At 74.1% G+C, this 12,073-nt stretch carries 8 protein-coding genes and 2 pseudogenes; 9 read left to right on the forward strand and 1 reads right to left on the reverse strand.

All coding sequences use genetic code 11. From position 1 onward, the window contains the following. Positions 1-224: pseudogene (locus AB0O29_RS20770) on the reverse strand (hypothetical protein); the annotation flags it as partial. On the opposite strand from AB0O29_RS20770, the pseudogene AB0O29_RS20775 reads away from it, so the two are divergent. The 9 genes and pseudogenes from AB0O29_RS20775 to galE all read left to right on the forward strand — a co-directional run. Further along, positions 115-1,194 (forward strand): annotated as a pseudogene (locus tag AB0O29_RS20775) (ubiquitin-like domain-containing protein); the annotation flags it as partial. The pseudogenes AB0O29_RS20770 and AB0O29_RS20775 sit on opposite strands and share 110 nt — an antisense overlap. Beyond that, complete coding sequence (gene rsmA / locus AB0O29_RS20780) at positions 1,191-2,117, forward strand: 16S rRNA (adenine(1518)-N(6)/adenine(1519)-N(6))-dimethyltransferase RsmA (RefSeq protein WP_365153403.1); 927 nt, start codon at positions 1,191-1,193, stop codon at positions 2,115-2,117. The pseudogene AB0O29_RS20775 and the gene rsmA, both read left to right, overlap by 4 nt. Continuing rightward, positions 2,114-3,037: a 4-(cytidine 5'-diphospho)-2-C-methyl-D-erythritol kinase gene (locus AB0O29_RS20785; RefSeq protein ID WP_365153405.1), complete on the forward strand. Its 924-nt coding sequence runs from the start codon at positions 2,114-2,116 to the stop codon at positions 3,035-3,037. Before rsmA ends, AB0O29_RS20785 begins: the two co-directional genes overlap by 4 nt. Before the next feature lie 288 nt (positions 3,038-3,325). Continuing rightward, positions 3,326-4,648: an acyltransferase gene (locus tag AB0O29_RS20790; RefSeq protein ID WP_365153406.1), complete on the forward strand. Its 1,323-nt coding sequence runs from the start codon at positions 3,326-3,328 to the stop codon at positions 4,646-4,648. A 28-nt stretch (positions 4,649-4,676) separates the two neighbouring features. Then, on the forward strand, positions 4,677-6,476 hold the full coding sequence (locus tag AB0O29_RS20795) for an ABC-F family ATP-binding cassette domain-containing protein (protein ID WP_365153408.1): 1,800 nt from the start codon (positions 4,677-4,679) through the stop codon (positions 6,474-6,476). 177 nt (positions 6,477-6,653) lie between these two features. Next, positions 6,654-8,261, forward strand: a complete 1,608-nt coding sequence (locus AB0O29_RS20800) for a PQQ-binding-like beta-propeller repeat protein (RefSeq protein ID WP_365153410.1) — start codon at positions 6,654-6,656, stop codon at positions 8,259-8,261. A gap of 41 nt (positions 8,262-8,302) precedes the next feature. After that, complete coding sequence (locus AB0O29_RS20805) at positions 8,303-9,997, forward strand: PQQ-binding-like beta-propeller repeat protein (RefSeq protein WP_365153412.1); 1,695 nt, start codon at positions 8,303-8,305, stop codon at positions 9,995-9,997. 141 nt (positions 9,998-10,138) lie between these two features. Beyond that, a complete protein-coding gene (locus AB0O29_RS20810; protein WP_365153451.1) occupies positions 10,139-10,837 on the forward strand; it encodes a LuxR C-terminal-related transcriptional regulator in 699 nt (232 codons plus the stop codon). A 117-nt stretch (positions 10,838-10,954) separates the two neighbouring features. Further along, positions 10,955-11,914, forward strand: coding sequence for a UDP-glucose 4-epimerase GalE (galE, locus tag AB0O29_RS20815; RefSeq protein ID WP_365153414.1), 960 nt, complete (start codon positions 10,955-10,957; stop codon positions 11,912-11,914). The last annotated feature ends 159 nt before the right edge of the window (positions 11,915-12,073 follow it).

The raw sequence follows: 12,073 nt of genomic DNA on the forward strand, positions 1-12,073 counted from the left end.
CCGGAGAGGACAGACCGATGAAGGGACGACTCGCCTTCGCCGCGCTCGTCGCGGCGGTCGTCGCCGTACTCCCCGCCGCCGCGTCGGCCGGGGCCCGCCGCCCGCGACAGCTGGCGGCGCATCGTCCCCCAGGCCCTCGTCGTCGCCTTCCTCGCCGGCGGCACCACCGCCTTCGTCGCCGCCGACAAGTCCGTCCACCTCACCGTCGACGGCGAACCCCGCACCCTGCACACCTTCGCCGGGAACGTCGAGGACCTCCTCGACGCCGAAGGCCTCGGCGTCGGCCCCCACGACCTCGTCGCCCCCGCCCGCGACTCCGCCCTGGAGGACGGCGAGGAGGTCGTCGTCCGCTACGGCCGCCCCCTGCGCCTGACCCTCGACGGCGGCAGCCGCCAGATGTGGACCACCGCCCGCACCGTGGACGCCGCCCTGCGCCAGATCGGCGTCCGCGTCGAGGGCGCCTACCTCTCCGCCCCCCGCACGGCCCCCGTCCCCCGCTCCGGACTCACCCTCAGCGTCCGCACCGAACGCGGCGTCACCTTCATGGCCGACGGCCGCGAGACCACCATCCGCACCAACGCCGCCACCGTCCGCGAAGCCCTCGACCAGGCCGGCATCACCCTGCGCGGCGAGGACACCACCTCCGTCGCCCCGGACTCCTTCCCCCGCGACGGCCAGACCGTCACCGTCCTGCGCATCACCGGCACCCGCGAGGTCCGCGAGGAACGCATCCCCTACGAGACCGAACGCGTCGACGACGACACCCTGTTCGCCGGCACCGAGGTCGTCGAACGCACCGGACGCCCCGGCGCCCGCCGGGTCACGTACGGGCTGCGCACCGTCAACGGGGTCCGCGAACCCGCCCGGAAGATCGCCGAGGAGGTCGTGCGCGAACCCGTCAGCCAGCTCGTCAAGGTCGGCACGAAACCGCTGCCGACCTCCGTCGCCGGAGCCGACCACCTCGACTGGGGCTCGCTCGCCCAGTGCGAGTCCGGCGGCCGGCCCTCCGCCACCGACGCCTCGGGCACCTACGGCGGCCTCTACCAGTTCGACGTGACCACCTGGCAGGCCCTCGGCGGCAGCGGCCGCCCGCAGGACGCCCCCGCCGGAGAGCAGACGTTCCGGGCGAAGAAGCTCTACGTGCAGCGGGGGGCGAGTCCGTGGCCGCACTGCGGCCGTAGGCTTTACCGGTGAGCACCGCAGAGCAGCAGCAGCCCCACGAGGCCCCCGGGACCGCCGGGACCCCTTCCGACGCCCTCCTCGGGCCGGCCGACATCCGAGAGCTGGCCGCCGCCCTCGGCGTGCGCCCGACGAAGCAGAAGGGCCAGAACTTCGTCATCGACGCCAACACGGTCCGCCGGATCGTGCGCACCGCCGAGGTGCGCCCCGACGACGTCGTCGTCGAGGTCGGCCCGGGCCTCGGCTCGCTGACGCTCGCCCTGCTGGAGGCCGCCGACCGGGTCGTCGCCGTCGAGATCGACGACATCCTGGCCGCCGCGCTGCCCGCCACCATCGAGGCGCGGATGCCGGGCAGGAAGGACCGCTTCGCGCTCGTCCACTCCGACGCCATGCTCGTGACCGAACTGCCCGGCCCCGCGCCGACCGCACTCGTCGCGAACCTGCCGTACAACGTGGCCGTGCCGGTGCTGCTGACCATGCTCGACCGGTTCCCCAGCATCGAGCGCACCCTCGTCATGGTCCAGGCCGAGGTCGCCGACCGGCTCGCCGCCCGCCCCGGCAACAAGGTCTACGGAGTTCCCTCCGTCAAGGCGAACTGGTACGCCGACGTCAAGCGCGCCGGCTCCATCGGCCGCAACGTCTTCTGGCCCGCCCCCAACGTCGACTCCGGACTCGTCTCCCTCGTCCGCCGCGCCGAACCGGTCCGCACCAGCGCCTCCAAGGCCGAGGTCTTCGCCGTCGTCGACGCCGCGTTCGCGCAGCGCCGCAAGGGCCTGCGCTCCGCGCTCGCCGGCTGGGCCGGCTCGGCCGCCGCCGCCGAGGCCGCGCTCACCGCCGCCGGGATCAACCCGCTCGCCCGCGGCGAGTCCCTGACGGTCGAGGAGTTCGCCGCGATCGCCGAGCACAAGCCCGCCGACGTGCTGAAGCCCGCCCTGTGAGCGCCGCCCCGCGCCCGGCGGTGACCGTACGGGTCCCCGCGAAGGTCAACGTCCAGCTGGCGGTGGGCGCGGCCCGCCCCGACGGCTTCCACGACCTGGCCAACGTCTTCCTCGCCGTCTCCCTGTACGACGAGGTCACCGCGACCGCGACCGCCGGCGACGCACCCACCGTCGGCTGCGAGGGCCCCGACAGCGACCAGGTCCCGCTGGACCGTACGAACCTGGCCGCGCGGGCCGCCGAGCTGCTCGCCGCCCGGGCCGGGCTCACCCCCGCCGTCCACCTGCACATCGCCAAGAACATCCCCGTCGCCGGCGGCATGGCCGGCGGCAGCGCGGACGGCGCGGCGGCCCTGCTGGCCTGCGACGCCCTGTGGGGGCTCGGCACCCCGCGCGAGGAGCTCCTGGAGATCTGCGCCGAGCTCGGCAGCGACGTCCCCTTCAGCCTGGTGGGCGGCGCGGCCCTCGGCACCGGACGGGGGGAGCTGCTGACGCCCGTCGAGGCGGGCGGCTTCCACTGGGTGTTCGCCGTCGCCCACGGCGGGCTGTCCACCCCGGCGGTGTTCCGCGAGTTCGACCGGCTGACGGAGGGCACGGACGTACCCGTCCCGCAGGCCTCCCCGGAACTGCTCGCCGCGCTGGCCTCCGGCGACCCCGACGCGCTGGCCGCCGTCCTGCCGCGGTCCAACGGGCTCCAGCCGGCGGCGCTGTCGCTGCGGCCGGAGCTCGCGCGGACGCTGGAGGCGGGGGTCGGGGCCGGGGCCCTGGCCGGGCTGGTGTCCGGGTCCGGGCCGACGACGGCGTTCCTGGTACGGGACGCCGACGCGGCGGCGAAGGTCGCGGCCGAGCTGGAGGCCTCCGGCACGTGCCGGGCCACGCGGGTGACGGCTTCGCCGGCGGCCGGGGCCACGGTCCTGGCGTAGCCGGGTCGCGGGGTCCGCTGCGCGGAGCCCGTCCCCGCCCCGCCCTTTCGCCGTTTCCCGGGGGCTCCGCCCCCGTACCCCCGCGCCTCAAACGCCGGCGGGGCTATAAGCAGCTCCGCCCCCGGACCCCCGTGCCTCAAACGCCGGCGGGGCTATAAGCAGCTCCGCCCCCGGACCCCCGCGCCTCAAACGCCGGCGGGGCTATAAACAGCCCCGCCCCCGTACCTAGGCCGGGGATGAGTAGCCGCGCCCTGTTCCCGCCCGCCCCGCGCCGGGACCGTAGGGGACATGACAGCCAGCGCACGCGACCTCGCCGCCGCCACCCCCGCCACGCGCGACCGGTACGTCGACCTGCTCCGGGTCGCCTCCCTCGGGACCGTCGTCCTCGGCCACTGGCTGATGGCCGCCGTCGGCGCCGGCGGCATAGGGAACCTGCTCGCGCTCGTGCCCCCGCTCCAGGTCCTCACCTGGGGGCTCCAGGTCATGCCCGTCTTCTTCTTCGTCGGCGGGTTCTCCCACGCCCTCTCCCACCGCTCCCTGGAGCGCCGCGCCGCCGGCCGGCCCGTCTACGCGGCCTTCCTGCGCGCCCGGCTGCGCCGCCTGCTGCGGCCCACCCTGGTGTTCGTCCTCGTCTGGACCGCGCTCGCCCTCGTCGTGCAGCTCGCCGGCGCCGACCGCGGGCCGCTGGCCGGGGCCGCGCTGCGGATGGTCACCCAGCCGCTCTGGTTCATCGGCATCTACCTGGCCATGGTCGCCCTCACCCCGCCCCTGCTGCGCGCGCACGCCCGCTGGGGGTGGGCCGCCTTCGCCGCCCTGGCCGCGGCCGCCGCCCTGGTCGACGTCCTGCGGTTCGCGCTCCACCTCCCGTACGCCGAGTTCCTGAACTTCGCCTTCGTCTGGCTCGCCGTGCACCAGCTCGGCTTCCTGCGCGCCGACGGCCGCATCCGCCGCCCCGCCCTCCTCGCCGCCGCCGGCCTCGCCGGGGCGGTGCTGCTCGTCGCGGCCGGCCCGTACCCGCTGTCGATGGTGGGGATGCCCGGCGAGAAGGTGTCCAACATGGCCCCGCCCACCCTCGCCCTGCTCTGCCACGGCATGTGGCTGGTCGGCGCCGTCCAGCTCGCCGCCCGGCCCGCCGCCGCCCTGCTCGCCCGGCCCCGCGTCTGGCGCGGGGTGGTCGCCGCCAACGGGATCGCCATGACCGCCTTCCTCTGGCACCTCACCGCCATGCTCGGCGTGTACGCCGCCCAGCTCGCCCTCGGCCTGCGCCTGCCCGAGCCCGCCACCGCCGCCTGGTGGGCGCAGGTCCCGGTGCGGATCCTCGCCGCCGCCGTCCTCACCGCCCTCCTCGTGGCCTGCTTCCGCCGCTTCGAGGCACCCGTCCCGGCCGGGAACGCCCCCGGCGGCGGCCCGGCCGCCGCCCTCGGCACCACCCTCGCCCTCCTCGGGATCCTCGGCCTGTCCATGACCGGCCTCGGCGGCCTGCTGGAGGGGCACACCGCCACCCTCGTCGCCCTCCCGGTCACCGCCCCCGCCGCCATCGGCATGGCCCTGGCGGGCGCCTGGCTGGTGGAACGGTCGCCGTCGTCGCGGAGGGTTAGGCTGGGGGGCTGATCCACACCCTTTCCCTGGAGCGCGTCTGATGGCCGTCAATCTGGTCAATGTCGAGGCAGTCAGCAAGGTGTACGGCACCCGTGCCCTGCTCGACGGCATCTCCCTCGGCGTATCCGAGGGAGACCGGATCGGTGTGGTCGGCCGCAACGGCGACGGCAAGACCACCCTCATCCGGATGCTCGCCAAGCTGGAGGAGCCCGACACCGGCCGGGTCACCCAGAGCGGCGGCACGCGGATGGGCGTCCTGACCCAGCACGACTCCCTCGACCCCGCGGCCACCATCCGCCACGAGATCATCGGCGACATGGCCGACCACGAGTGGGCCGGCAACGCCAAGATCCGCGACGTGCTGACGGGCCTCTTCGGCGGCCTCGACCTGCCCGGCTTCGGCCAGGGCCTGGACACCGTCATCGGCCCGCTCTCCGGCGGCGAGCGCCGCCGCATCGCGCTCGCCAAGCTGCTCATCGCCGACCAGGACCTCCTCGTCCTCGACGAGCCCACCAACCACCTCGACGTCGAGGGCATCTCCTGGCTGGCCGCCCACCTCCAGACCCGCCGCAGCGCCCTCGTCTGCGTCACCCACGACCGCTGGTTCCTCGACCAGGTCTGCACCCGCATGTGGGACGTCCAGCGCGGCTCCGTCTACGAGTACGAAGGCGGCTACAGCGACTACGTCTTCGCCCGCGCCGAGCGCGAGCGGATCGCCGCCACCGAGGAGACCAAGCGGCAGAACCTGATGCGCAAGGAGCTGGCCTGGCTGCGCCGCGGCGCCCCCGCCCGGACCTCCAAGCCCCGCTACCGCATCGAGGCCGCCAACGAGCTGATCGCCGACGTGCCGGAGCCGCGCGACAAGTCGGAGCTGATGCGCTTCGCCAACGCCCGCCTCGGCAAGACGGTCTTCGACCTGGAGAACGTCACCGTCACGGCCGGCCCCAAGACCCTCCTCAAGCACCTCACCTGGCACCTGGGCCCCGGCGACCGCGTCGGCCTCGTCGGCGTCAACGGCGCGGGCAAGACCTCCCTGCTGCGGGCCCTCGCCGAGGCCGCCCGCACCCAGGGCGAGACCCAGCCCGCGTCCGGCGAGATCACCGTCGGCAAGACCGTCCGCCTCGCCTACCTCTCCCAGGAGGTCGGCGAACTCGACCCGTCGCTGCGCGTCCTGGAGGCCGTCCAGCGCGTCCGCGACCGCGTCGACCTCGGCAAGGGCCGCGAGATGACGGCCGGCCAGCTGTGCGAGCAGTTCGGCTTCACCAAGGAGAAGCAGTGGACGCCCGTCGGCGACCTGTCCGGCGGTGAGCGGCGCCGGCTGCAGATCCTGCGCCTGCTGATGGACGAGCCGAACGTCCTGTTCCTCGACGAGCCCACCAACGACCTCGACATCGAGACCCTCACCCAGCTGGAGGACCTCCTCGACGGCTGGCCCGGCTCGATGATCGTGATCTCCCACGACCGGTTCTTCATCGAGCGCACCACCGACACGGTGATGGCGCTCCTCGGCGACCACAGCCTGCGCATGCTGCCGCGCGGCCTGGACGAGTACCTGGAGCGCCGCCAGCGGATGATCGAGGCCGCCGCCCCGGCGCCGGCCCCGGCAGCCGCGGCCAAGTCGGCCTCCTCCGGCGACTCGCGCGCCGCGAAGAAGGAACTCCAGAAGATCGAGCGCCAGCTCAACAAGATGTCCGACCGCGAGTCGAACCTGCACGCGCAGATCGCCGAGCACTCCACCGACTACGACAAGGTCGCCAAGCTCGACGCGGAGCTGCGCGAACTCATCTCGGAGCGGGACGAATTGGAGATGCGCTGGCTGGAGCTGGCCGAAGAGGCCTGATCCGAGGGCCTCGTACGGCCGGATAACAGGCGCGTCACGGGCCGGTCCTCCCTTGGGAACAGGGGTGCGACCGGCCCGTTGCGTACCGGCCACGAGTGATAGAAAGGGTCGGTTCTTTTCGATCTCCGCCGGGTCCCGCCCGGTCCACCGACCGCCTGAAGCCGAAGGTATGCGCTGATGACCGAGCCGCCCCAGCCGCCGAACCAGCCGCCGACCCCCTCCGGTTACGGCCACCTCCCCGGGCCGCCGCAGCCCGCGTACGGCTACCCGCCCCAGGGCGCGAACCCGTACGCACAGCAGCCGCCGACCGTCCCGCAGCCGCTGGCCCACCCCGGCGGCCCCGGCTTCCCGCCGCCCGCCGGCCCGCCGTCCGGCGGCCGCCGCAAGGGCGCCGTGATCGTCGCGGCCGCCGCCGCGGGCGTCCTCGTCCTCGGCGCCGGCGCCTGGTTCGCCTTCGCCGGCGGAGACGACCCGAAGAAGCCCGCCGCGCAGGCCTCCGCCCCCGCCGACCCCAAGCCCGCCGGCTCCCCGTCGGTGGACAAGGGCGACGGCAGCGGCAACGGCGCCCCCGAGCAGACCGACCTCAACGCCGGCCGCAAGCCCGGCGAGGACAAGGTGCTGTGGCTCAAGACCGTCAAGATGCAGGGACCCGGCGCCGGCATCCCCACCAAGGCCCAGTGGGCCGTCGGCGACACCGTCGTCAAGAGCATCGGCACCACGCTCGTCGGCTACGCCGTGGCCGACGGCAAGGAGAAGTGGAAGATCGACGCCCGCGCGGAGATCTGCGGGTTCTCGGGCCAGACCACCCCCGACGGCAAGACGGTCGTCGTCGTCAAGGACGGCACCGCCTCCAACGCCTCCTGCAACCAGCTGAAGCTGATCGACCTGAAGGCCGGCAAGGAGGGCTGGACGAAGGAGGTCGCCAAGGAGAGCATCTTCGACGGCGGCGGCAGCGCCGGCCTGAACCTCACCGGCGACACCGTCGTCGTCAACCGGCTCGGCGGCACCAGCGCCTACCGCGTCAGCACCGGCGACAAGCTGTTCTCCGGCAACGTCCCCGAGGGCTGCCAGCCCGGCCAGTACGCGGCCGGCGGCGGGAAGCTCCTCGGCATCGCCCTGTGCATGGACGACGACCACACCACCGAGGTCCAGGACGCCGACCCGGTCACCGGGAAGAAGACCTGGTCCTACCGGCTCCCCAAGGGCTGGAAGGTCAACGCCGTCTACTCGGTCTCCCCGGCCGTCCTCGACATCGGCAACCGCGACACCAAGGAACGCGCCGTCATCGCCCTGACCGCCGACGGCAAGAAGCGCTCCAGCATGGCCGCCGAAGGCTCCTTCCAGGTCAACTGCGGCGGCAGCGCCATCGACGACCTCCAGGGCTGCGGCGACGCCGCCGTCGACGGCGACACCCTCTACCTGGCCACCGACACCAAGGGCGGCTCCGGCAACGAGATCGTCGCCTTCGACCTGGGCACCGGCAAGGCCAAGTGGCGCCAGGCCGCCGGGGACAAGCGGGGCCTGATCCCCCTCAAGGCGGCGAACGGGCAGCTGACCGCCTACCGCACCGGCGCCCTCGACCAGCCCGGGGAGATCGTCTCGTATCCGGCGGCCGGCGGCGCGCCCAAGCCGCTGCTGCGCCTGCCCTCGGGGCCCGCCGCGAAGATCGAAGGCTCCTTCATGTTCGCCGAGCGCTCCTTCGAGGACGGCCGCTTCTTCCTGTCCGTCGACTCGCTGGCCGGCGACGGCAAGGACGAGAAGCTCCTGATGGCATTCGGCAAGTGAACGAGTCCACCGAGCCGCCCACCGAGAGGCAGTAGCAGCAGATGAGTACCCCGCCGCCCCCCAGCCAGCCGCCCTCCGGCGGTTTCGGCGGCCCCCCGCCGCCGCCCGGCCCGCCGCCGGGGCAGCCCCCCGCCCCCGGCACCCCGCCGCAGCCCCCGCAGGCCGCGACCCAGCCCGCCCAGCCCGCCGTCCCCCCGCCCCCCGGCGCCCAGCCCGGCTACGGCTACCCGCAGCAGCAGGCCGGCTACGGCTACCCCCAGCAGCCCGGCACCCTCCAGGCCCCGGCCCCGCAGCCGCCGGCCCCCGCCGCGGGCGGCTCCCACGACGTGCGCAACCAGCTGGTGATCGTCGGCGCGGCCCTCCTGGCCATGGCCCTGATCATCGGCGGCGGCTTCTGGTACACCTCGGACTCCGGCGGCGGCGACCAGCCGGCCGTCGCGGCCAGCGGCTCGCCCGACGCCAAGGCCCCGGCCCAGGGCGGCAGCGAGAAGGTCCCGGCCAACCCCAAGTCCAAGACCCTGGTCAACGTGACCACCCAGCCGCCCGCCGACGTCGCCGACGTCAAGGGCTCCTGGCTGACCGACACCACCTACGTCAAGTCCGACCTGGGCAAGGTCGTCGGCTACAACCTCGTCGACGGCGGCAAGAAGTGGGAACTCCCGCTCAATGCCAACGTCTGCGGCGCGTCCAAGCACGTCAGCGACAACAAGACCGCCATCCTCTTCGAGGAGGGCCCGGCCACCGCCGACCGCAAGTACCCCCAGTGCACCCAGGCCGGCGTCGTCGACCTGAACACCGGCAAGCTCCTGTGGTCCGCCACCGCCAAGTCCGCCACCGGCGGCGACAAGCCGGTGGCCTTCGAGGAGATCACCCTCAGCGGCCAGACCGTCGCCGCCGGCGGCCTCTACGGCGGCGCCGCCTGGAACCTCACCGACGGCAAGCCCCTGTGGACCCCCAAGACCGACGCCGACGGCTGCTACGACCTCGGCTACGGCGGCGGCGAGGCCCTCGCGGTCCTGCGCAAGTGCGGCCGCAGCTCCGACGAGACCCTCTACGCGCAGGCCCTCGACCCCGTCACCGGCGCGCCGAAGTACTCGTACAAGCTGTCCGCCGGCATCGAGTGGGCCGGCATCGTCTCCACCAAGCCGCTCGTCGTCGCCGCCAACGTCGGCAACACCGCGAAGAACGCCACCAACCTCAGCGACCTCTTCGTCCTCGACGACGCCGGCCAGCTCAAGACCCGCATCGGGCTCTCCTCCGGCAGCTACGCGCCCCGCTGCCCGGCCACCGAGGTCGAGCAGTGCACCAACCTGGTCATCGGCAACGGCAAGGTCTACCTGCCCTCGTACGAGCACCAGGGCTCCTCGCCCACCGGCCGCACCAACGAGATCGTCTCCTTCGACCTGGAGACCGGCAAGGCCACCAGCGACCGCGCCGACGCCGGCGAGAAGTACGTCATGTACCCGCTGCGCATGGACGGGTCGAACATCATCGCCTACAAGGTGCCCCCCTACGACGGGGGCGGCCAGGTCGTCAGCATCGACGGCAAGACGATGAAGGAGACCCTCCTCATGCAGAACCCGGCCGGCACCCGGAGCCTGGAGTCCGGCTTCTCCCCGGACCGCTCCGAGATCCGCTACCGCAATGGGCGCCTGTTCATGGCCGAGTCCCTGGCCAGCAAGCCGTACTCCGACAAGGAGAAGGACTACCTGTTCGTCTCCTTCACCGCGAGCTGACGCCCGCGCGCCGACGGCGCGAGCAGCCGCGAAAGCCCCCGGACGGTGCCACCGATCGGGGGCTTTCGCACGGTAACCCCCGCGCCCCGTCGAACAAGCGTGTAGCTTGCCGGGTCAGAAGGATCTGGGGTGGGAGCCTTGATGGGCGTACGCGTCATGGTGGTCGACGAGCACCGTCTGCTGGCCGAGGCCCTCGCCTCGGCCCTGAAACTGCGGGGGCACCGGGTGCTCGCGGCGGCCGCGCCGGCGGCCGGAGCCGCCGAACTGGTCATCGGCCGCGCCCCGGAGGTGTGCCTGTTCGGCACCGCGACCCCCGCGGAACCCGGGGTCTTCGAACCCGTCGTGCGCATCAAGCGCGAACGCCCGCAGATCGCCGTCGTGGTCCTCGGCCCGGTGCCGAGCCCGCGCGGGATCGCGTCCGCCTTCGCCGCCGGCGCCTCGGGCTACGTCCGCCAGGACGAGCGCATCGAGGGCGTCGAACGGGCCCTGGCCAAGGCCCGGGCCGGGGAGGTCGCCATCTCCCCCCAGCTGCTCCAGGGGGCCTTCGCCGAGCTCCTCAACCCCGCCGCCCAGCCCGACGACGAGGGCACCCGGCTGCTGCGGCTGCTGACCCCGCGCGAGGTGGAGGTGCTGGTGCGGGTCGCCGAGGGCGAGGACACCCGGCTGATCGCCGCCGGCATGGACATCGCGCCCAGCACGGCGCGCACGCACGTCCAGCGGGTCCTGATGAAGCTGGGCGTGGGCTCCCGGCTGGAGGCGGCCGCGCTGGCCGCCCGCACCGGGCTCCTCGACCGCGCCGCCCTGCCCGCGCAGCGGCCGCCGCAGCAGGCCGCGGGCTGACCCGCCCGGGCCCCGCCCGGCGGGCGGGGCCCGGACGATTTCCCCGGAGGCGCGGAATCCGGTAAGCCAGAGACCAGCACGCGCAGTCGCGTGCGTCCGCGAGAGGTTGGAGTACGAGTGAGCAAGTACCTGGTCACCGGTGGTGCGGGATACGTCGGCAGCGTCGTCGCCGCCCATCTCCTGGAGGCCGGACACGAGGTCACCGTCCTCGACGACCTCTCCACCGGCTTCGGCGAGGGCGTCCCCGCCGGCGCCACGCTCGTCAGCGGCCGCATCCAGGACGCCGGACGGTACCTGGACCCCTCCTACGACGCCGTGCTGCACTTCGCGGCCTCCTCGCAGGTCGGCGAGTCCGTGGTGAACCCCGGCAAGTACTGGGACAACAACGTCGGCGGCACCCTCGCCCTGCTCACCGCGATGCGCGAGGCCGGGGTGCGCACCCTCGTCTTCTCCTCCACCGCCGCCACCTACGGGGAGCCCGCCGAGGGCGCGCTGACGGAGACCTCGGTGACCGCCCCCACCAACCCGTACGGCGCCTCCAAGCTGGCCGTCGACCACATGATCGCGGGGGAGTGCGCGGCGCACGGCCTCGCGGCGGTCTCGCTGCGCTACTTCAACGTGGCCGGCGCCTACAAGGAGTTCGGCGAGCGCCACGACCCCGAGACCCACCTGATCCCCCTCGTCCTCCAGGTCGCCCTGGGGGAGCGCGAGTCCATCTCGGTGTTCGGCGAGGACTACCCGACCCCCGACGGCACCTGCGTGCGCGACTACATCCACGTCGCCGACCTCGCCGAGGCCCACCTCGCCGCGCTGCGCGAGGCGGCCCCGGGCGAGCACCTGATCTGCAACCTCGGCAACGGCAGCGGCTTCTCGGTGCGCGAGGTCATCGAGACGGTCCGCAAGGTCACCGGCCGGGACATCCCCGAGGTGGTCGCCCCGCGCCGGGCCGGCGACCCCGCCGTCCTGGTCGCCTCCGCGCGCACGGCGCACGAGCGGCTCGGCTGGACCCCCGTCCGCTCGGACCTCACGGAGATCGTGACGGACGCCTGGAACTTCGCCCGGGGCCGCCGCTCCTGACCCTCCGGCCCGGCCGGGACCGGCCCGGGCCCGCGCCCCCTGCGCCCCCCGTGCGCCGGACCCCCGGCGCACCACCGCGCCCCCCGCGCCTTCCGGAGCGGGGGGCGCACGCGCGTGGGCTGGGCGCGGTGGACGGGCGCCCTGCGCGGGCGCCCGGCG

It is taken from the genome of Streptomyces sp. NPDC089915 (assembly GCF_040684675.1).
In the GTDB taxonomy this organism is placed as follows: domain Bacteria; phylum Actinomycetota; class Actinomycetes; order Streptomycetales; family Streptomycetaceae; genus Streptomyces.